Genomic DNA, 21,267 nt, shown 5'->3' on the forward strand with positions numbered 1-21,267 from the left:
CAGGTCCAAAAGTCTAAGCCTGCCGGGTATTTGTGAAGATGAGAAGAGAAGTGAGGTGCTTGTGGAATGTGTCGCCCACAATGATTTGCTTATGTAATAAATTTAAACGGGTTATGCAGCACATAAAAAAGCCCGCCCTCAACCGGGGCAGGCTTAAACATGATTTGTTGTATAAGCCTTTACTTCACCTGCATACCAGGCTGAGCACCGCTGTCAGGACTGAGCAGGAAAATCTCTTTCCCGCCAGGACCGGCAGCCATCACCATACCTTCAGAAATGCCGAAACGCATTTTACGCGGTGCCAGGTTGGCAACCATGATAGTTAAACGGCCTTCAAGCAGTTTTGGATCTGGATAGGCCGAGCGAATGCCGGAGAAAATCTGACGTTTCTCGCCGCCTAAATCCAGCTGTAGGCGCAGCAGTTTGTCGGAGCCTTCCACAAAGTCAGCGCTTTCAATCAGCGCAATGCGCATATCAACTTTGGCAAATTCGTCAAAGTTGATGGTTTCCTGAATCGGCGCATCGGCCAATGGGCCGGTCACTGGGGCCTTGGCCGCGGCGATGTCTTCTTTAGAGGCATCAACCATTGCGGTAACCTTATCCAGCTCGATGCGGTTGAACAGCGCCTTGAACGGGTTAACTTTATGGCTCAGCAGCGGCTGGGCGATAGCATCCCAAGTCAGTTCAGTATTGAGAAATGCCTCGGTACGCTCGGTCAAAGAAGGCAGAACCGGCTTGAGGTAAGTCATCAGAACACGGAACAGGTTAATGCCCATTGAACAGATTGCCTGCAGGTCAGCATCGCGGCCTTCCTGTTTTGCCACCACCCACGGAGCCTGCTCGTCAACATAGCGGTTGGCAAGGTCTGCCAGTGCCATGATTTCACGAATGGCACGACCTGATTCACGGCTGCTGTAGGCCTCGGCGATGCTGGTTGCGGCATCGGTAAAGGTTTTGTACAACGCTTCGTCAGCCAATTTGTCGGCCAAAACGCCGTCAAAACGCTTGTTGATGAAACCGGCATTACGCGAGGCCAGGTTGACCACTTTGTTAACGATGTCGGCGTTTACGCGCTGCACGAAGTCTTCAAGATTTAGGTCGATGTCGTCGATGCGTGAAGACAGCTTAGCGGCGTAGTAGTAACGCAGACAGTCGGCATCAAGGTGCTGCAAATACGTGCTGGCCTTGATAAAGGTGCCGCGCGATTTAGACATCTTCGCGCCGTTGACCGTCACGTAGCCGTGTACGAACAGGTTGGTAGGCTTGCGGAAGTTGCTGCCTTCGAGCATTGCTGGCCAGAACAGGCTGTGGAAATAGACGATGTCCTTGCCAATAAAGTGATACAGCTCGGTGGTGGAGTCTTTTTTCCAGAACTCGTCGAAGTTCAAATCAGGGCGACGGTCGCACAGGTTTTTAAAGGAACCCATGTAGCCGATCGGCGCGTCGAGCCAGACGTAGAAATATTTACCCGGCGCATCAGGAATTTCGAAGCCGAAGTATGGCGCATCGCGGCTGATGTCCCACTGCTGCAGGCCTGATTCAAACCACTCCTGCATTTTATTGGCAACCTGCTCCTGCAACGCGCCCGAGCGGGTCCACGCCTGAAGCATGGCGCTGAATTCCGGCAGATCGAAGAAGTAGTGTTCTGAATCACGCATGATCGGCGTAGCGCCGGAAACGGCAGATTTAGGGTCAATAAGCTCGGTTGGGCTGTAGGTTGCGCCACACACTTCACAGTTATCGCCGTATTGGTCCGGTGATTTACATTTCGGACAGGTGCCTTTCACAAAGCGATCGGGCAGGAACATGCCTTTCTCAGGATCGTAAAGTTGAGAAATAGTACGATTCTTGATGAAGCCATTTTCTTTCAGACGGCTATAAATCAGCGTAGACAGTTCGCGGTTCTCGTCGCTGTGCGTTGAGTGATAGTTATCGTAGCTGATACCAAAACCGGCAAAGTCTTTCTGATGTTCCTGGCTCATCTCCTCAATCATTTGCTCCGGCGCAATGCCCATCTGCTGCGCTTTAAGCATGATCGGGGTGCCGTGCGCGTCGTCGGCGCAGATGAAGTGAGTTTGGTGGCCGCGCATTCGCTGATAACGGACCCAGATATCTGCCTGGATGTGCTCGAGCATGTGTCCGAGATGAATTGAACCGTTAGCATAAGGAAGTGCACAGGTTACCAAAATTTTTTTCGCGACTTGAGCCATAGTAAGAGCTTGCTTTCTTTTTTGAGAATGGGGTATCGATGTTAACTCACAGAACGACCCTACGTAAACAAACGGGGATTCTGTTATGCTATTTTTATAACAGTAAGATAGCGGAGCATTTTCAGAAACTGCTTCGTTACTGAATTCCATAATAAATCCGTATTTCAAGGAGCCGGGATGAAATCACAATCCCCTGAGAACGCTACTCCCGCTGAGCTTCATGCCGCCGTTAATGTGGTATTAGCCACTTTTACCCATCCTACGCTACAAAAAAGTCTCACCGCCATTAAAGCCCTCCATCAGTGTGTGCTGCTCGACAATGTGCTACACATCGAGCTGGTGCTGCCGTTTGCCTGGAAGTCAGGTTTTGAGCAGCTCAAACTGTTGACTACCTCCGAACTGCTGCGAGCAACCGGTGCGAGGAGCGTTGACTGGCGTCTTTCACACGATATTGCCACGCTGCGCCGTGCTAACGATAAACCCGGTATTAAGGGAGTGCGCAATATTTTAGCCATCAGTTCGGGCAAGGGCGGGGTTGGCAAGTCGACGACGGCAGTTAATCTGGCTCTGGCGCTCGCCGCAGAAGGGGCAAAGGTGGGTCTGCTGGACGCCGATATTTATGGTCCGTCGATTCCCAATATGCTGGGTACGGAAGATGAGCGCCCGACCTCACCGGACGGTCAGCACATGTCGCCAATATTAGCACACGGGCTGGCGACCAACTCCATCGGTTACCTTGTCACCGATGAAAACGCCATGGTATGGCGCGGACCGATGGCCAGCAAGGCGCTGTTGCAGATGCTTCAGGATACGCTTTGGCCCGATTTAGATTACCTGATCCTCGATATGCCGCCGGGAACCGGTGACATTCAGCTTACGCTGGCGCAAAGCGTGCCGGTAACCGGTGCGCTGGTGGTGACTACGCCGCAGGACATCGCGCTGCTCGATGCCATGAAGGGCATTGTGATGTTTGAAAAGGTTAATGTTCCAGTGTTAGGCATCGTCGAGAACATGAGCATGCACATTTGCAGCCAGTGCGGGCATCATGAGGCTATTTTCGGCACCGGTGGCGCGCAAAAGCTGGCCGAAAAGTACCGCTGTGAGCTGCTGGCGCAAATGCCGCTGCATATTTCACTGCGTGAAGACCTCGACCGCGGCGAGCCTACGGTCATTGCCAATCCAGACAGCGAATTCACGGCGATTTACCGTCAACTGGCGTCAAAAGTAGCGTCGCAGCTTTACTGGCGAGGTGACGCTATTCCGACCGAGATTGCATTCCGCGCACTTTGAGTGCGCAATAGCTGGATAAATTGCGCTCACTTGCAGATTAATTTAACCAAGCCAGCCGCTTAGTGGCTTTAAGGCTGGCTTCATCACCGCGTTGTACCTATAATTGGCGCGATCAAAGCGCCATCAGGCTGCTTGCCCTTCAAACCTCCAAATCAGGTCGTTAATTTTATGTCTGACAAGTTCCATCAGTGTGTCATCGTGGGTATCGCTGGCGCATCTGCCTCTGGAAAAAGCCTTATTGCCAGCACCTTGTATCGCGAATTGCGCGACCAGGTCGGTGACGAACATATCGGTGTTATCCCGGAAGATTGCTACTACCGCGATCAGAGCCATTTGACTATGGAAGAGCGGGTTAAAACCAACTACGACCATCCAAGCGCAATGGACCACAATCTGCTTTTCCAGCACCTGCAGGCCATGAAATCAGGAAACGCCATCGAGCTGCCGAGCTACAGCTTTATTGAGCATACCCGTCTGAGTGAAACTGTGACGCTGGCTCCAAAGAAAGTGATCATCCTTGAAGGGATCCTGCTGTTGACCGACGTGCGTCTACGTCAGGAAATGAACTTCTCTATTTTCGTCGATACGCCATTAGACATCTGCCTGATGCGCCGCATGAAGCGTGACGTTAACGAACGTGGACGCTCGATGGACTCCGTGATGGCGCAGTACCAAAAAACGGTGCGCCCAATGTTCCTGCAGTTCATTGAACCTTCAAAGCAGTATGCTGATATCATCGTGCCTCGCGGCGGCAAAAACCGTATCGCTATCGATATTCTCAAGGCAAAAATCAGCCAGTTTTTTGAATAATCATCTTACCCAGTATGTGCCAATGGAGTTTTAAAGCATGAGATTATGCGATCGTGATATTGAAGCCTGGATGGACAACGGTAAATTGTCTATTGAACCGCGTCCCCCTATTGAGCGTATCAATGGTGCAACAGTAGACGTGCGTCTGGGAAACGGTTTTCGCGTATTCAATGGACATAATGCAGGCTTTATCGACCTCAGTGGCCCGAAAGATGAAGTGGGTGCCGCGCTCGACCGCGTGATGAGCAATGAAATTGTTCTGCGCGAGGGCGAGGCCTTCTTCTTGCATCCCGGCGAACTGGCGCTGGCGGTTACGCTAGAGTCCGTTACACTGCCTAATGACCTGGTTGGCTGGCTCGATGGCCGCTCCTCATTGGCGCGCCTTGGCCTTATGGTGCATGTTACTGCGCACCGCATTGACCCAGGTTGGCAGGGGCGCATTGTTTTAGAGTTCTATAATTCAGGTAAACTGCCTTTGGCGCTGCGCCCAGGTATGCTGATAGGTGCGTTAAGCTTTGAGCCACTTTCCGGTCCCGCTGCGCGCCCTTACAATAGTCGAACTGACGCCAAATATCGGGACCAGCAGAGTGCGGTTGCCAGCCGCATTGATAAAGACTGATACGACCTGGCAGGATGCGAGGGCAGGCAATAGATAAGAGGAAGGCATGAGAAGATTAGTGACAACGTTGGTTATTTTACTGGTGGTTATTATTGCCGGTATGACCTCGCTGGTTTTTTTGATTAACCCGAATGACTTCCGTGATTACATGGTCAATCGGGTTGAGCAAAAAAGCGGTTATAGACTGGCAATTGATGGTGAACTTCGCTGGCACGTCTGGCCGCAGCTCAGTATTTTGGCAGGTCAAACCTCTCTTACTGCACCGGGTGCCAAAGAGCCGGTTGTCAGCGCCGAGAACATGCGTCTTGACGTTCGTCTCCTGCCATTGCTCTCGCATCAGCTTTCAATTAAACAGGTCATGCTCAAAAGCGCCGTTATCCGCCTTACGCCTGACAGCGAGGCCAATGAGCCGGACGCGCCTATTGCGCCGGCCATAAATTCAGGCAACGAAGGCATTGTTGATACGCAAAGCGGTTGGAAGTTTGACATCGGCCGTCTGAACGTAGCCGACAGTCTGCTTATCTGGCAGCGCGCCAAAAGCGATCAGGTCAACGTGCGCGACATTAACCTGCAAATGGACCAAAACGACCAACGTCAGGCGAATATCAAACTCTCGAGCCGCATCAATCGTGACCAGCGTGACCTCACATTGAACGTTGAGGCGACGCTCAATATGCAAAATTATCCTCGCCAGTACTCTGCCGACATTACTAACCTGACTTACAAACTCAGCGGTGCGGATATTCCAGCCAACGGCATTGCCGGGCAGGCCAGCCTGAATGCCAGCTATCAGCAAAGCAACAACACGGTTACGCTGAATAAACTTGCGGTATCCGCCAACGATAACCAGTTAACCGGCAGCGGTCAGGCTGTGTTGACCGACTTACCTGACTACCAGTTGAATTTACAGTCCGATAAAATGGACCTAGACGCCATTTCCGGCTGGCAACCCAACGGCAGCGACAGTGCTCAGCAAAAGGCGCAGGCGGTGACATCGGCGCCGGTGATTGCACGTGACATTGACGCACAGCAGGACAGCCTGTCGGTATTGACCGGTTTTAATGCGTTACTCAGTCTCAAGGCCGTGGATGTGACCTATCGCGGACTAAAAATTCACAATCTTGATCTTCAGGCGCAGAATCGCGTCGGCCATGTACAGCTTTCTACACTCAGCGGCAGCATGGGTAACGGTACCTTCTCACTGCCGGGTACGCTTGATGCAACCGGCCCACGTCTGATGGCCAATCTGTCGCCTGACCTGAAAAATATCGAGATTAGCGACCTGCTGCGTGCCTATAATTTGCCTCAGGTGATGACCGGCAACTTCAGCATGCAGGGCGAAATGGGCGGCAGAGGGCTTTCAATAGAAGATTTTAACAGTAATTGGCAGGGTAACGCGCAAATGGCGATGACCAATGCCCACCTCAACGGCTTGAACATTCAGCAGTTGGTGCAGCAGGGGATAAGTCGCAGCAACAATCGCGTGCAGGGCCAGCAGCGCTATGAATACTACAGTGAGTTCCAGCAAATGCAGGCGCAGGGTGCGCTGAAAAACGGCGTGCTTAATCTAAATGACATCAGCGCTGATGCCAGCATGATGGGCATTAAGGGCAGTGGAACGGTTAATTTCCCTGGCAAAATGGCGGACATGAATCTGCTGGTGAGAGTCTCCGGCGGCTGGCAGGGCGACAACGCCTTGATCAACATGCTGCAAAAAACGGATATTCCTTTCCGCGTGTATGGCCCGTGGGATCAACTGAACTATGAGCTGAAAGCCGATCAGATTCTACGCCAGCAAATGCAGCAGGAAGCCCGCAATGCGATTCAGAGTTGGATTGACAAGAACTCAGACAATAAAGAGATTCAGGACAATAAGTCGTTGTTGAAAAAATAGCGATTCAATCGTCTCGTTAAGCCGTTATCAGTGATTCGGCGCGGTATACCTCTACCGCGCCGAACGTTTCATCTCCCCTTAAACTTCATAATCGTTTTCGACCGGCTTCAACGGCGTTATCTTCACTTTGAGAATTCGGTGGCTGCTGACTTCGAGAGGCTCAAACAGATAGTTATCAATGTGTAACTGCGCCCCTTGCTGCGGAATATTTTGCGCATACTCCATCAGCAAACCGGCAATAGTGTGGTATTCGCGTTTTTCATCTATTGGCAGCGGCAGGTACATCACCAGGTCATCCAGCGGCATGTAACCGTTGGCTATCCAACTTCCGTCCGCCAACTGCACAATATCGTGACGCGCATCCAACGTGGCCGAAGATTCAGGCAGGCTACCGGCGATGGTTTCCATTACATCGGTCAATGTAACGACGCCTTCAACCGAACCAAACTCGTCAACCACAAAAGCGAAATGGGTCTTAGCTTGCCTAAACTGCTCAAGCGCGGCCAACAATGACAGCTGTTCCGGAAAGATAAGCGGCTGCTTGATAAGGGCTTTTAAGTCTAGCGCGTTGTGCAGCAACTGCTGTTTCAGTAAATCAACCACGTGAACCACGCCGAGCGGGGCATCGGTTGAGCTGTCTTCGGTAACAAGAATGCGCGTGTGCTGATTGTTGGCAATTTGCTGAGTCAATATATCCGGCGGGTCATTAAGCTCGAGATTATCGACGTCGTGACGCGAAGTCATGACGCTGCTAACCGAACGCTGAGCTAATCCCAGCACCCGTTCGATCATATGCCGTTCCTGCTGATTAAAAATCGCATGCTCTTCACGATCGATGTCGGCAATCATACTTGAGGAGTGCGAGTCTAATTCTGCCTCTTCGTGTTTGCCGCGCAGCACCCGCAATACTGTCTCTGCGGTGCGCTCGCGCAGCGAACGGCTGGAAGAGAGAAAGCGTCGACGGTTAAACTGTGCAAGCTGATTGAGCATTTCAATCATTACCGAGAAGCCAATCGCCGCATAGAGATAACCTTTCGGAATGTAATAGCCGAAGCCCTCTGCCACCAGGCTAAAGCCAATCATCAGCAGGAAACTCAAACACAGAATAACAATAGTGGGATGGTCGTTAACGAAACGCGTTAATGGGCGACTGGCCAGCAACATTAGCGCAATAGCAATACAGACTGCGGCCATCATCACAGGAAGATGTTCAACCATGCCCACGGCGGTAATGACCGAGTCGAGTGAGAACACCGCATCCAGTACGACGATTTGCGCGACAACGGGCCAAAATTTCGCTCGACTACCTTGTTGGGTGTTTTCCTCGTCTTTACCTTCTAAACGTTCATTAAGTTCGGTCGTCGCTTTAAACAGCAGGAATAGACCCCCGGCAAGCATGATCAGGTCACGCGCGCTGAAGGCGTGAGACAAAACGGTGATAAGCGGTCGGGTGAGGGTAGAGAGCCATGAAATGGATGCCAGCAGTAGCAGGCGCATAACCAAGGCCAATAAAAGGCCGGTTACGCGTGCGCGTTCACGTTGCTGCCGGGGGAGTTTGTCGGCAAGAATAGCGATAAAGATCAGATTGTCGATGCCCAAAACAATCTCGAGGATCACCAGGGTTGCCAGCCCTACCCAAATCGACGGATCGGCTACCCATTCCATATCGCCATTTAACCTTACTCGACGCGGTGAAGCCCGCATGATGAATAATGGTCGCTGAAAAGGTAAATTTCAAATTTAAATCAGATAGCTAACCTTAATTCATCTCATTGTCATGTTGCGCATGATGTCCTGATTGATAGAAAAAGCAGCAACTGACAACATAACCCCTTTATTTAGCCTATTTTTCATAAAAAAAAGTCAATCTTGGGTAACAATCTTATTTTTTTATGGTTGACTTACAGTCATACTTAACCTGCTGTTATGGTGTTATTTGTGAAACGCATTAAGAAAAAAATCGCGTGGGCATGAATGATTTCGTAGTGATAAGACAACATCTTATTCAGGCAAAGGACTGTCGGTCGAACCTGCAAAAGCAAGGCTAGGGTCTATACTTTGCTTAAGTGATTTATTGGGTAGTAGAAGCAATTGCTTAAGTATCTTCAGTTAGTAAAGCGGTGAACAAGCCATGGCAAACCGCTGGCTGAATTTTAATCTTATGGTGTTGAGGAGTATCTCTTACAATGTTAAAAGCTGTTATCCCAGTTGCCGGACTTGGCACACGTATGTTGCCAGCAACAAAGGCTATTCCAAAAGAAATGTTGCCTATTGTTGATAAGCCACTGATTCAGTACATCGTTAACGAATGTGCTGCCGCCGGCATTAAAGAAATCATCCTGGTGACTCACTCGTCTAAAAATGCGATTGAAAACCATTTCGACACATCTTTTGAACTTGAAAGCATGCTGGAATCCCGCGTGAAGCGCCAGTTGCTGGAAGAGATTCAATCTATCTGCCCGAAAGGCGTGACCATCATGAACGTGCGCCAGGGCCAGTCCAAAGGTCTGGGTCATGCTGTTCTGTGCGCGCGCCCTTTGATTGGCGATGCACCTTTTGCCGTATTGCTTCCAGACGTTCTGATGGATGAAGTCTCGTGCGACCTGCGCAAAGACAATCTGGCAGCAATGTTGAAGCGTTTCGACGAAACGGGCAACAGCCAGGTTATGGTTGAAGAAGTACCCGAAGAAGACGTGTCCAAGTACGGCGTGGTTGACTGCAATGGCGTTGAAGGCGAACAAGGCAAAAGTACGCCAATGAAAGCCATCGTTGAGAAGCCAGACCGTAAAGATGCGCCATCTAACCTGGCGGTAGTCGGGCGCTATGTCTTCAACAAGGATATCTGGCCACTGCTGGAAATCACCCCTTACGGTGCCGGTAACGAAATTCAGCTGACAGATGCTATCGCGCTGTTGATGAAAAAAGAGACGGTTGAAGCCTTCACCATGACCGGTCGTTCACACGACTGTGGCGACAAGCTGGGCTACATGAAAGCCTTCGTTGAATATGGCCTGCGTCATAAAGCAACGGGCGAACAGTTCAAAACTTGGCTGAACGAGTTAATCGCTAAGTAAGATTTGTTGATCTCGTCAGTAAAAAATGAAAGCACCGTAGCGATGTATGCGGTGCTTTTTTTATGCACTAGAATCAATGTGTACTTTTTATCTTCAGGTATTACTTGTGCATAATTGTGTGTAACGCATCGTGTTTTTCAACTATTTTTTTAATCTTTATTTAAAATTGTTTAGCGTCTCCATAAATCCCCCTCTATGTTATATAATAGCCGCGCAAAAAAGCGCTATTTTTAAGCTGATTACTCTACGTTTAGCGAAAACGTTGCAGATGTGTAGCATACTTGGGTAGGCAATGGGATAAGTCAGGTGATTCTTAGAGATAGGGATCGCTAATATAGGTAGATTGACTGATTAATATTGCTGGTTTGAATGAACGCAAAATGCATTCACCGCGACGGGTAAAATTTCAAGCAGCCGTTGGATGAGCTCGAAAGACCTCATTTTGCCGCGTACTCTGGTTGCCGCACCGCCAGGGGCGGTAGCATGGTTAACTGAAAATAATGAGTCCTGGCGCATTGATTTGGGTGATAGCGCTGTTTGCTAAATTATGCCCAAGCGCTGGTGTAAATTTCAATAAAAACAGAGAGTTATATGAAGTATAGTCTAGGGTATCTTCTCGATTTGGCTACGGTCATCACTGAGAAAGAATTAAAAGTTAGATATAAGAGCAGTTTCTTTGGATACTTGTGGTCAATTGCCAATCCATTACTTTTTGCCATGATCTATTACTTTATCTTTAAACTGATCATGCGTGTACAGATTCCAAACTATACCGTATTTATCATTTCAGGTTTGTTCCCGTGGCAGTGGTTTGCTAGCTCAACGTCGAACTCTCTATTTTCATTCATTGCCAATGCGCAGATCATCAAGAAAACGGTCTTTCCTCGCTCAATTATCCCGTTCAGTAACGTACTCATGGAATGTCTACATTTCCTGTGTACCATACCGGTAATTATTGTTTTCCTTTACATTTATGGAATGAGTCCCTCTTGGGATTGGATTTGGGGCGTGCCGCTGATTGGTATTGCGCAAATGGCCTTCACGCTGGGAATAGCGCTAACTCTCTCAACGTTGAATCTGTTTTTCAGGGATCTCGAAAGATTTATCACCCTTGGCATCATGCTGCTGTTCTACTGCACGCCAATTCTATACGCGGGAGATATGATACCTCAACAGTATCACTGGCTGATTGACTATAATCCATTGGCTAATATGATCTTGAGCTGGAGAGACTTGTTCATGAATGGCGTGATTAATTATCATGAAGTTTTCATGCTCTATGGTTATGCAGTCATATCACTTCTGATCGGCTCCTTCGTATTTAATAAGTTAAAATACAGATTTGCAGAGATACTATAATGAGTGCTGTTATTGAGTTTGTGAACGTCACGAAAAGATATCCCCTTTATCATCATATTGGTTCTGGGATAAAAGAGCTTATTTTTAATCCAAAACGAGCACTCAGCTTACTCACAGGCAGAAGCTACCTCGCTATAGAAGATATTAATTTTCAAGTGATGAAGGGTGAGTCTGTAGCCTTAATTGGACGTAACGGTGCCGGTAAAAGTACGTCTTTAGGACTCGTTGCGGGCGTAATGAGGCCGTCATCAGGTCAAGTCAAAGTGAGTGGCCGCGTTGCCTCGATGCTTGAGTTGGGCGGTGGATTTCACCCTGAGCTTACGGGTCGTGAAAACATCCGTCTTAATGCAGTTCTCCTCGGATTACGTAGAAAAGAGCTGAACCAAAGATTAGATAAAATAATAGAGTTTTCAGAGCTTGGTGAGTTTATCGACGAGCCGATCCGTGTTTATTCCAGCGGCATGTTAGCTAAACTAGGCTTCTCGGTAATTAGCCAGGTAGACCCTGATATTTTAATCATCGATGAAGTGTTGGCCGTAGGTGATATTGCATTTCAGCGAAAGTGCTTAAATACAATTGAAGATTTTAAAAGAAAAGGCGTAACTATCCTGTTCGTGAGTCATAACTTGTCTGATGTTGAGAAAGTGTGCGACAAAGTGATATGGATTGAAAATCATCGACTTAAGCAAATGGGCCCGGCCCATGAAGTGATTGCCAGCTACAAAGAAGCTATGTCTTAATTATTTTGTTAATCCTAATTTGATCTTGACGGATTTTTGAATGAAAAATATTAATATTTACACCTGCCACCATAAGCCGAGTGCTTTTTTATCAAGCGATTTGATTACGCCTATTCACGTTGGCAAGGCCAACAGTTTTAATGAAATAGGTTGTGCTGGTGATGAGACCGGTGAAAATATATCTTTTAAAAACCCCTTTTACTGCGAATTGACCGCGCAGTATTGGGTATGGAAAAATGCGGCTCCAAGCGACTATGTCGGATTTATGCACTATCGTCGCCATCTGAATTTTTCTGCTGATCAAGGTAAACCAGAAGATAACTGGGGGGTAGTGAACTATCCTGAGATTACGTCAGAATACGAAAAAATCTTTGGTTTAGACAGTGAGTCTATAGCATCTTGTATTGGTGATTACGACATTATCCTGCCTAAAAAATGGAGCGTTAAAGCGGCGGGCAGTAGCAATAATTACCAGCACTATAAAATATCCAACTACCTGCATATCAAAGATTACCAAGCTGCGATCGACGTATTGCTAAAACGCCATCCGGAATATTATCAGGCAGTAAAAGAGTTTAACGCTGCTTCCGATGGTTATTATACCAATATGTATGTTATGACTCAGGCATTATTTACCGAGTATTCTGCGTGGCTGTTCGGCATCTTCGACGATCTTGAAAATGAAATTTCATTTGATAATTATAATGCTCAAGAAAAAAGAGTTATTGGGCATATCTCTGAAAGATTGTTCAATATCTTTGTTATCTATAAATCATCCGTAACACCCCTCAAAGTTAAAGAGGTTCAGCGTACTTTTATCTCGCAGGAAACGTTTAACGGGGTTATTGAGCCATTTTACAAGACTCACTCTGTACCCTTGGTCATCTGTTTTGACGACAACTATGCGATGAGCGGCGGCGCTCTGATTAACTCCATTGTTAAAAATAGTTCTTCCGATAAAAATTATGACATCGTCATTCTCGAAAATGGCGTTTCACAAAGAAATAAAGGCCGGCTGAAAGAATTAGTCAAAGAGCATTCAAATATAAACGTTCGTTTCTTTGACGTTAATGCCTTCAGCGAACTTAAAGGGGTATACACGCGAGCCCACTTTAGTGCGGCTACCTATGCGCGACTGTTTATCCCACAACTTTTCAAAAAATTTCCACGCGTACTGTTTATTGATGCCGATACTGTCGTCGAAAGCGATGTTGCAGAAATCTTAGATTTAGATATCGGTAACAACCTTGTTGCTGCTGTAAAAGATATCGTGATGGAAGGGTTTGTTAAGTTTAATGCCATTGCTCAGTCCGACAGTGGTGTTCAAACCGCGGCTCAGTATTTAAAAACCAGTTTGCTGATGGAAGATCCAGATAAGTATTTCCAAGCGGGTATTATCTTGTTCAATGTCGAAGTGATGAACCAAGAGAATACTTTTTCCAAGTTAATGGAAAGCATGAAAGAGAAAAACTACTGGTTCCTCGATCAAGACATAATGAATAAAGTCTTCTATAACAGAGTGCATTATTTGCCGCTGTGCTGGAATGTTTATCACGGTAACGGAAATACTGACGACTTCTTCCCTAATCTGAAGTTTTCAACGTATATGAGTTTCCTTGATGCGCGTAGAAACCCAAAAATGATCCACTACGCGGGCGAAAACAAACCGTGGAATACCTCAAACGTGGACTTTTTCGATAATTTCTTGAAGAACATCCACAATACTCCATGGGAAAAAGATGTCTATGAGCGTCTGCTTTCTCACGGTACAAAAAGCACGGACCCGGCGATGCCATTGCCGAGCGTATTACTGCAAACCAAAATTAAACGTAAGTTGATGCCACATTTTAACAAGTTTGCGCCTATTGGTTCTCGCCGTAGAAGCTCAGTCAGCAAATTTTACTATAAAATTAGACGCATCGTTTTAGGCTAAGTGAGAGATATTAAAATGACTCAAAAAAATATATTGATAGTGGGCGCAGGTTTTTCCGGTGTTGTCATCGGCCGTAAATTGGCTGAACAAGGTCATAAAATCCGCATTATCGATAAGCGTTCTCACATTGCCGGCAACTGCTTTGACGCGAGAGACGAACAGAGCCAGGTAATGGTGCATACCTATGGCCCGCATATATTCCACACCGATAATGAAGTGGTTTGGAATTTCATCAATGAATTCTCCACCATGATGCCTTATGTCAATCGCGTTAAGGCAACTTACGGTGGTAAAGTGTTCTCTTTACCTATTAACCTGCATACGATTAATCAGTTCTTCAATAAAACCTGTTCACCTACCGAAGCTAAAAAGCTGATTGAAGAAAAGGGTGATAGTAGTATTGTCGATCCGCAGACTTTTGAAGAGCAGGCTCTACGCTTTGTGGGTAAAGAGCTGTATGAGGCCTTCTTCAAGGGTTATACGATTAAACAGTGGGGCATGTCACCTGCCGAGCTGCCAGCTTCAATCCTCAAGCGTTTACCCGTTCGTTTTAATTACGATGATAACTATTTCAACCATAAATTCCAGGGAATGCCGAAAGATGGCTACACGGATATGGTGCAGAAAATAGCTTCCCATGCAAATATTACTGTTGAATTGGAAACCGAATTTGATATCGCAGAACGTGAAAACTACGACCATGTATTCTACAGTGGTCCATTAGACTCATTCTATGATTACGAATATGGCCGTTTAGGTTATCGCACTCTGGACTTTGAAAAATTCACCGTTGACGGTGATTATCAAGGTTGTGCAGTAATGAATTACTGTGAGCAAAATGTTCCGTACACCCGAATTACTGAGCACAAATACTTCTCGCCGTGGGAAAGTCATGATAAATCAGTATGCTACAAAGAGTTTAGCCGTAGCTGCGAAGAGAATGATATTCCTTATTATCCAATCCGCCAAGTAGGGGAAATTGCGCTGCTTGATAAATACCTCAAGCTGGCAATGGAAGAGAAGAACATTACTTTTGTAGGCCGCCTAGGCACATACCGTTATTTAGATATGGATGTGACCATTGCTGAAGCATTAAAAACCGCTGAAACTTACCTTGCTTCCGCGTCCGCCGATACAGAAATGCCAGTATTTACGGTTGACGTAAAATGAAATTGGCTGCACTCATAGTCACGTTTAACCGACTAGATAAGCTAAAAAAAACTTGGGCAGCGTCAGCTGCCCTTAATTTTACCGACATTATCATTGTTAATAATGCCTCTACTGATGACACGGCACAGTGGCTCGCCAGTATTAATGATACTCGTCTTAAGATTATCACATTAGATGAGAACATTGGCGGAGCAGGGGGCTTCAAAGCGGGTATTGAATATATCGATAGTCAGGTTAAGGCCGACTGGTTGGTTCTTTATGACGATGATGCCTATCCCCCAGCGAACTTAATAGAAAATTTTGAAAAGATTAAAAATGATGAGTATTTAGCTTATTGCTGTCGGGTGGAAGATCTCGAGGGAAATATCTGCAAGATGAATATTCCTTATCTGACTTTCCCTTCAGGTTTAGTGGATACCTTCAGCTATTTTTTATCGCCGCAAAAATTCATTCCTGACGAAAATATAAGTCAGCGCGTATCGACCTTTTCTTTTGTAGGGCTGATTATCGCAAGAGATATCCTTATTAATTATAAAAGCAGCCTTTTTGCTGAGCTTTTTATTTACTATGATGATCTCTACTTTTCAAAAGCATTATCCGATAGCGGAATTAAAATAAGATATTCTACTGAGATTGTATTTAAACATGACATACCGGTTGGCGTAAAAACAATTACTCCAAACTGGAAGGTTTACTATTTAGTCCGCAATCTTTTTTTGGCTAGACACTTATCAGCAAGCCTTAAAGCCTATTCTTTACCCGCAATCTTTATTAGAGTGTTGAAATATATAGCCCTCACTGTAAAACAAAAAGAAAAAGCAAACTATCTTCGATATGTACTGAAAGGGATCACTGACGGCATGTCCAACACAAGCGGTAAAAAACATTAGCTGGTGGTTTCAGATGAAGAAAGTATGTTACATCATAAATTCAGATTGGTACTTTGAGCTGCATTGGATAGAAAGAGCATTGGCAGCCAAGATGGCAGGGTATGAAGTTCATGTTATTTGCCACTTCGAAGGAGAGGACGTTAAGTCCCGTCTCGAGGGACAAGGTTTTATATGCCATAACTCTGAGGTTGCCGCTCAATCTTACAATCCTTTAGGGTTTATCGTCACCTTTACTAAAATTTGGGCCATGCTCAAAAAACTAAACCCGGAAATTTTGCACTGTATTACGATTAAATCAACGGTAACTGGGGGTATTTATGCCAAAGTACGTTCTAGGCCCGTTGTGTTGAGTTTTGCCGGTTTGGGGCGTGTATTTGATCACTCAAAAGGCATACATAATCTATTACGGTTCTGCACTTTAGCTGTGTACAGGTATATTGCCAAAAATAAAAAAGCCACATTAGTTTTTGAACATGAATTTGACAGAGATACGTTACTTTCATTAACCGGTATTGATATTAATCAGACGCTGGTGATTGATGGGGCGGGTATTAACACAGAAGAATATCCCTATTCTACAGAGCCAGGTACTACTCTGCCGGTTGTACTTTTTGCCAGCCGAATGCTGTGGAGTAAAGGGTTAGGTGATTTAATTACTGTTAAAAAATCGCTTGAAAAGTCTGACATACACTTCCAATTAAACGTTGCCGGTATCATTTCCAGCGCTGACGCCGATGCCATACCCCTAAGCACCATCGAACAATGGCATCAGGAAGGCTCTATAAACTGGCTAGGCAGAAGTAATAATGTCAGCCAACTGATTAAAGAGGCCAATATTGTTGCTTTACCCTCAACGTATTCGGAGGGCGTACCGCGAATATTGCTAGAGGCGGCCTCTATTGGGAGAGCATCGCTGACTTATGATGTTGGGGGGTGTAAAAGTATTGTTCACAATGGTGAAAATGGGTTTCTTATCGAAAAGAAAAATTTGATTGAGCTCGAAAATAAAATGAAGATTCTACTATTGCAACCCGACGTTCGCCATCGAATGGGACTTGTGGGGCGCAGTCTGGCGCTAAATAAGTTCTCATCTTCTAGGGTGATTTTAAAAACCTTAGATCTGTACCATAGGACTGAGGCTTAGTTTTCTTGCCTGATAGAGCTTTACATAATTTTGCAAAAAAAGGCCTCTAAGTCTTACGATTTAGGGGCCTTTTTTAAAGGGGCTTACAGGGCAGGGGTTAACGGAACTGTTTTTTTTAATCGTTTAGGAAAGTTATTGTCGATGCTCTTTTTCAATAGTTTATAAAGTTCTCGTTCAAACACAACATGCAAGATATATGAGACTGCAAAGGTGATTGAGAGGAATATTGTCATCCGCAAAGCAATCGGCAGGTTGTTATAGCTTCCTGAACGACCCAGCAGCAAGATAATGGGCGTATGAATCAGATAGAGAGAGAAGCTGATTTTCCCTAAAAAATTTAGGGGGGCTGTTTCAATTAGATTTCTCATCCACGAGGGTCTGACCTGCAATCGATAGATTAAGAAAGCAAAACAGACCACCATCAAGCTGTCTATTTTCGGCATACTCACGTTAATGCAGGTAAATACCATAATTATCGCAAACAGTGCTAAGTCGATGAGTCCTGAAAAACGTGTCGAGTTCGGTTCCGCTACGGATGTTTCACTGGATAGTTTGAACAGTAAAATCCCTAGCGCCATGCCGCCAATACATTTAAGAAAGCCTGATGACAGGTAGAAATAACTAAAATCAAATGCCGCCATCAATGAATCATGTTTATTGATGACGAGGCTATAGCAGACAAAAGAAAAGATAAAGAGTGAGGTATTGTTGAATTTTCGCGCTAAAACTTGAAATACTAGCACTGAGGCCCAAAGTTCGACCGAGATGGACCAGCTTGGATCGTTCCAACTCCAGTCAGAGGTCATTCCCATACCCTGCAATGCGAGCAGGTTTGCAACGCCTGAGTATGTGGGGTCAGAAAATGGAAAGTCGTTATATAGAAAATAATAAATTAGGAAAGTGATTATTAGCGTTGCCAAATGCAGCGGATACATCCTGGCCAAGCGATGGAGAGAAAATTGGGTATTGCCTATTTTTGAAGAATTAAATGCATTGATGTAGACATAGCTCAGAACAAATCCTGAAAGTATAAAAAAGAAATCAACTGCAATATAGGCATTGATGAATGGGTAATGGTTCCATCCCATTGCGCCACCCAAGAAATGGCTTAGCGCGATAGACAAAGCAAATATGCCACGGAGGCCGTCTAAATATTTAAGTCTATTTTTCATCGCTAATTATAACTTTTAAATGTAAGCATATAGTTATCGTACATTACACTACGCTTACATTTATGTCGGTAAGTATCGACTTTTTCTTATTGAAAAATTTTATTTATGTGATCTCTATAACTTGTGTTTAAGGTTTAATCACCGATTCAGCCCAAATTTTACACGCCTCTCACAGCAAGGACCCGCTGGAAATACGGCTAAAGCCAAAGTTAAAAAATTCGCTCTTTTTGAACTGCAATTGGCCGCTGTTACCGGTAAAGTGTTGTGTGCTCGGCATAGTGGCTGAGGCTGTACTGCACCGACCACTTGATTGGTTGCGCGAGTTATAGCTGTGATAGGTACACCCTCAGTCATTCTGATGTACAATGCTTGGGTTCATTTGTATGGCGCGGTGAAGATAAACCTACTAAGAACAGGGGTTTGAGATTCACCGAGCTATCGACTATTTCAGACAGGAGTTGCTAATGTCCAAACAACAGATCGGCGTCGTCGGTATGGCAGTAATGGGTCGTAACCTGGCGTTAAACATCGAGAGCCGTGGTTATTCCGTTGCTATTTTTAACCGTTCTGGCGACAAGACTGATGAAGTCGTTGCCGAGAATCCGGGTAAAAATCTGGTTCCATACTACACAGTGGAAGAGTTCGTAGCGTCACTGGAAAAACCACGCCGTATTTTGCTGATGGTGAAAGCTGGTGAAGCGACAGATAAAACTATCGCCTCCCTCACACCGCACCTTGATAAAGGTGACATCCTCATTGATGGCGGCAACACCTTCTATAAAGATACCATCCGTCGTAACAAAGAACTTTCAGACCAAGGCTTCAACTTTATCGGTACCGGCGTTTCCGGTGGTGAAGAAGGCGCATTGAAAGGCCCTTCAATCATGCCTGGTGGTCAGAAAGAAGCTTACGAACTGGTTGCTCCCATTCTCGAGCAAATCGCTGCTCGTGCTGACGATGGCGATGCATGCGTTGCTTACATCGGCGCAGACGGCGCAGGCCATTACGTTAAAATGGTACATAACGGTATCGAATACGGCGACATGCAGCTGATTGCTGAAGCCTATTCTCTGCTGAAACAGTCCCTGAATCTGAGCAATGAAGAGCTGGCAAGCACCTTCGTTGAGTGGAACAAGGGCGAGCTGAGCAGCTACCTGATCGACATCACCAAGGACATCTTCACCAAGAAAGACGAAGACGGTAAATACTTAGTTGACGTTATTCTTGACGAAGCTGCCAACAAAGGCACCGGGAAATGGACCAGCCAGAGCTCTCTGGATCTGGGCGAACCGCTGTCGCTTATCACCGAATCTGTATTTGCTCGTTACTTGTCTTCTCTGAAAGACCAGCGTGTAGCCGCTTCTAAAGTGCTGACCGGTCCTACCGTGAAAGCGTTCGATGGCGAAAAAGCTGAGTTCATCGAGAAAGTACGTCGCGCACTGTACCTGGGTAAAATCGTTTCTTACGCTCAGGGCTTCTCACAGCTGAAAGCGGCATCAGACGAAAACAACTGGGACCTTCACTACGGTGAAATTGCCAAGATTTTCCGCGCTGGCTGCATCATCCGTGCACAGTTCCTGCAGAAAATCACCGATGCTTACGCTGAAAATGCTTCAATCGCAAACTTGCTGTTGGCGCCTTACTTCAAAAACATCGCTGACGAATATCAGCAAGCGCTGCGTGACGTGGTGTCTTATGCCGTTCAGAACGGTATCCCTACGCCAACGTTCTCTGCTGCGATCAACTACTACGACAGCTACCGCAGTGCGGTTCTGCCAGCTAACCTGATCCAGGCACAGCGTGACTACTTCGGTGCACATACTTACAAACGCACTGATAAAGAAGGCGTCTTCCACACCGAATGGTTGGACTAAGTTTTCGCAATATAAAAAGGGGCCAGGAAACTGGCCTTTTTTTTTGCCTTGTAACAACTTGAATATTATCTGGGTCACGTAAACAGAACTCTCCTATCCTACAATTTCTTTAAAGGCGTATAATTACCTTAAATTAGCTATTGGTATTATCCATCCCTGGATGATTTAAGGATGAAATGTGAGCAATAAACCCAAGGTTTCGGTCATACTTGCCGTCTATAATGCCGCACAGTTTTTAAATAAATGTATCGATTCAATAATCAATCAGACGCTAAATAATATTGAAATAATTTGTGTGGATGATTGTTCAAGCGATGATTCTCTTGCGATTCTTCACGCCTATGCTGAAAAAGATAGCCGAATAAAGGTTATTCAACAAAAAAGTAACCGTGGGGCGGGCGCGGCAAGAAACGCTGGCCTAGAAATTGCCAATGGCGAATATCTGTCATTCCTTGATGCTGATGACTATTTTTCTTCGGATATGTTAAAAGTCTCCGTTGAAAAAGCCGATGCTTTATCGTTGGACGTCTTCGTCTTTGGTTCTAAGGCTTTCAATGACGCGACCGGCGTAGAGTCAGACATGTCGTGGAGCATTAAAGAGACACTGTTGCCTGAAACCGAGGTGTTTTCCGCACAGCAGATAAAAGAAGACTTCTTCCAAGCCTTTATTTGGTGGGCTTGGGATAAAATTTTCCGCAAAGAGTACATTGACAAACATGGCTTCAAGTTTCAGGAAATTAGAACCAGTAACGATCTGTTATTTACCGTTTCTGCTGTACTTATGGCCGACAAAATTTCTTATACCAAAGAGGCCTTTGCCGTCCAGAGACAAAAAGTTGAAAGTTCTCTTTCAAATACCCGCCATCTTTCCTATGACTGCTGCTTAAAGGCGACGATAGCGCTAAAAGATTTCATGGAAAGCGCCGATCTCTACTCACGGTATGAACGAGATTTTAAAAATTATGCGCTAAATTTTTTAATCTGGAATATTAATACTATCAGGCAGACTGCCTACGTTGATCTCTATAATGCCGTAAAACAATTTTACACGACACTCAACGTGAGCAGGGATGACGTCTATTATAAAC

The 21,267-nt window shown here is 45.9% G+C and carries 17 protein-coding genes; 14 read left to right on the plus strand and 3 right to left on the minus strand.

The genetic code is table 11. The features are described 5' to 3' along the window. Positions 1-179: 179 nt before the first annotated feature. On the minus strand, positions 180-2,210 hold the full coding sequence (gene metG, locus BS639_RS18935; RefSeq protein ID WP_084984038.1) for a methionine--tRNA ligase: 2,031 nt from the start codon (positions 2,208-2,210) through the stop codon (positions 180-182). A gap of 177 nt (positions 2,211-2,387) precedes the next feature. Between metG and apbC the strand changes: the two genes are divergently transcribed. The 4 genes from apbC (at position 2,388) to asmA (ending at position 6,823) form a co-directional block, all read left to right on the plus strand. Continuing rightward, the gene (apbC, locus tag BS639_RS18940; protein WP_055780334.1) at positions 2,388-3,500 is read left to right on the plus strand and encodes an iron-sulfur cluster carrier protein ApbC; all 1,113 of its coding nucleotides are present in this window, start codon (positions 2,388-2,390) and stop codon (positions 3,498-3,500) included. 168 nt (positions 3,501-3,668) lie between these two features. After that, entirely contained in the window at positions 3,669-4,310 is a 642-nt protein-coding gene (gene udk / locus BS639_RS18945) for a uridine kinase (RefSeq protein ID WP_055780331.1), read from the plus strand. Positions 4,311-4,347: 37 nt separating this feature from the next. After that, the gene (dcd, locus tag BS639_RS18950) at positions 4,348-4,929 is read left to right on the plus strand and encodes a dCTP deaminase (RefSeq protein WP_055780328.1); all 582 of its coding nucleotides are present in this window, start codon (positions 4,348-4,350) and stop codon (positions 4,927-4,929) included. Between the two features lie 46 nt (positions 4,930-4,975). Next, positions 4,976-6,823: an outer membrane assembly protein AsmA gene (asmA, locus tag BS639_RS18955; RefSeq protein ID WP_084984039.1), complete on the plus strand. Its 1,848-nt coding sequence runs from the start codon at positions 4,976-4,978 to the stop codon at positions 6,821-6,823. Between the two features lie 78 nt (positions 6,824-6,901). On the opposite strand, the gene BS639_RS18960 is transcribed toward asmA, so the two are convergent. Further along, positions 6,902-8,488, minus strand: a complete 1,587-nt coding sequence (locus tag BS639_RS18960) for a TerC family protein (protein ID WP_084984040.1) — start codon at positions 8,486-8,488, stop codon at positions 6,902-6,904. 521 nt (positions 8,489-9,009) lie between these two features. On the opposite strand from BS639_RS18960, the gene galU reads away from it, so the two are divergent. The 8 genes from galU to BS639_RS18995 all read left to right on the plus strand — a co-directional run bounded on the left by galU (position 9,010) and on the right by BS639_RS18995 (position 17,133). Further along, positions 9,010-9,897, plus strand: a complete 888-nt coding sequence (gene galU / locus BS639_RS18965) for a UTP--glucose-1-phosphate uridylyltransferase GalU (protein ID WP_084984041.1) — start codon at positions 9,010-9,012, stop codon at positions 9,895-9,897. 421 nt (positions 9,898-10,318) lie between these two features. After that, positions 10,319-10,441 (plus strand): hypothetical protein, encoded by a 123-nt coding sequence (locus BS639_RS25200; RefSeq protein ID WP_267893484.1) that lies wholly within the window; start codon positions 10,319-10,321, stop codon positions 10,439-10,441. Between the two features lie 47 nt (positions 10,442-10,488). Beyond that, positions 10,489-11,256 carry an ABC transporter permease gene (locus tag BS639_RS18970; protein WP_084984042.1) on the plus strand — a complete coding sequence of 256 codons (768 nt, stop codon included), beginning with the start codon at positions 10,489-10,491 and terminating at the stop codon, positions 11,254-11,256. After that, positions 11,256-11,996 (plus strand): ABC transporter ATP-binding protein, encoded by a 741-nt coding sequence (locus tag BS639_RS18975; RefSeq protein ID WP_084984043.1) that lies wholly within the window; start codon positions 11,256-11,258, stop codon positions 11,994-11,996. Before BS639_RS18970 ends, BS639_RS18975 begins: the two co-directional genes overlap by 1 nt. 40 nt (positions 11,997-12,036) lie before the next feature. Continuing rightward, a complete protein-coding gene (locus BS639_RS18980; RefSeq protein ID WP_084984044.1) occupies positions 12,037-13,929 on the plus strand; it encodes a DUF4422 domain-containing protein in 1,893 nt (630 codons plus the stop codon). Positions 13,930-13,944: 15 nt separating this feature from the next. Then, complete coding sequence (gene glf, locus BS639_RS18985; protein WP_084984045.1) at positions 13,945-15,099, plus strand: UDP-galactopyranose mutase; 1,155 nt, start codon at positions 13,945-13,947, stop codon at positions 15,097-15,099. Then, positions 15,096-15,989 (plus strand): glycosyltransferase, encoded by an 894-nt coding sequence (locus BS639_RS18990; RefSeq protein ID WP_084984046.1) that lies wholly within the window; start codon positions 15,096-15,098, stop codon positions 15,987-15,989. The genes glf and BS639_RS18990 overlap by 4 nt, the downstream gene beginning before the upstream one ends. Positions 15,990-16,002: 13 nt before the next feature. Then, positions 16,003-17,133 carry a glycosyltransferase family 4 protein gene (locus BS639_RS18995; protein WP_084984047.1) on the plus strand — a complete coding sequence of 377 codons (1,131 nt, stop codon included), beginning with the start codon at positions 16,003-16,005 and terminating at the stop codon, positions 17,131-17,133. An 83-nt stretch (positions 17,134-17,216) separates the two neighbouring features. On the opposite strand, the gene BS639_RS19000 is transcribed toward BS639_RS18995, so the two are convergent. Further along, a complete protein-coding gene (locus BS639_RS19000) occupies positions 17,217-18,305 on the minus strand; it encodes an acyltransferase family protein (RefSeq protein WP_084984048.1) in 1,089 nt (362 codons plus the stop codon). A gap of 464 nt (positions 18,306-18,769) precedes the next feature. Here BS639_RS19000 and gndA point away from each other — a divergent pair, with 464 nt between their 5' ends. Together gndA and BS639_RS19010 are read left to right on the plus strand one after the other, a co-directional pair. Continuing rightward, positions 18,770-20,179 carry an NADP-dependent phosphogluconate dehydrogenase gene (gene gndA, locus BS639_RS19005; protein ID WP_055780298.1) on the plus strand — a complete coding sequence of 470 codons (1,410 nt, stop codon included), beginning with the start codon at positions 18,770-18,772 and terminating at the stop codon, positions 20,177-20,179. Between the two features lie 178 nt (positions 20,180-20,357). After that, positions 20,358-21,267: glycosyltransferase (locus BS639_RS19010; protein ID WP_084984049.1), on the plus strand; the 910-nt coding region annotated here is incomplete at its 3' end.

This window comes from Rouxiella silvae (assembly GCF_002093625.1).
GTDB lineage: Bacteria > Pseudomonadota > Gammaproteobacteria > Enterobacterales > Enterobacteriaceae > Rouxiella > Rouxiella silvae.

Coding starts and splice junctions, on each gene's coding strand:
- metG (WP_084984038.1), bottom strand. CDS start 2,210: ATGGCTCAAGTCGCGAAAAAAATTTTGGTAACCTGTGCACTTCCTTAT.
- apbC (WP_055780334.1), top strand. CDS start 2,388: ATGAAATCACAATCCCCTGAGAACGCTACTCCCGCTGAGCTTCATGCC.
- udk (WP_055780331.1), top strand. CDS start 3,669: ATGTCTGACAAGTTCCATCAGTGTGTCATCGTGGGTATCGCTGGCGCA.
- dcd (WP_055780328.1), top strand. CDS start 4,348: ATGAGATTATGCGATCGTGATATTGAAGCCTGGATGGACAACGGTAAA.
- asmA (WP_084984039.1), top strand. CDS start 4,976: ATGAGAAGATTAGTGACAACGTTGGTTATTTTACTGGTGGTTATTATT.
- BS639_RS18960 (WP_084984040.1), bottom strand. CDS start 8,488: ATGGAATGGGTAGCCGATCCGTCGATTTGGGTAGGGCTGGCAACCCTG.
- galU (WP_084984041.1), top strand. CDS start 9,010: ATGTTAAAAGCTGTTATCCCAGTTGCCGGACTTGGCACACGTATGTTG.
- BS639_RS25200 (WP_267893484.1), top strand. CDS start 10,319: ATGAGCTCGAAAGACCTCATTTTGCCGCGTACTCTGGTTGCCGCACCG.
- BS639_RS18970 (WP_084984042.1), top strand. CDS start 10,489: ATGAAGTATAGTCTAGGGTATCTTCTCGATTTGGCTACGGTCATCACT.
- BS639_RS18975 (WP_084984043.1), top strand. CDS start 11,256: ATGAGTGCTGTTATTGAGTTTGTGAACGTCACGAAAAGATATCCCCTT.
- BS639_RS18980 (WP_084984044.1), top strand. CDS start 12,037: ATGAAAAATATTAATATTTACACCTGCCACCATAAGCCGAGTGCTTTT.
- glf (WP_084984045.1), top strand. CDS start 13,945: ATGACTCAAAAAAATATATTGATAGTGGGCGCAGGTTTTTCCGGTGTT.
- BS639_RS18990 (WP_084984046.1), top strand. CDS start 15,096: ATGAAATTGGCTGCACTCATAGTCACGTTTAACCGACTAGATAAGCTA.
- BS639_RS18995 (WP_084984047.1), top strand. CDS start 16,003: ATGAAGAAAGTATGTTACATCATAAATTCAGATTGGTACTTTGAGCTG.
- BS639_RS19000 (WP_084984048.1), bottom strand. CDS start 18,305: ATGAAAAATAGACTTAAATATTTAGACGGCCTCCGTGGCATATTTGCT.
- gndA (WP_055780298.1), top strand. CDS start 18,770: ATGTCCAAACAACAGATCGGCGTCGTCGGTATGGCAGTAATGGGTCGT.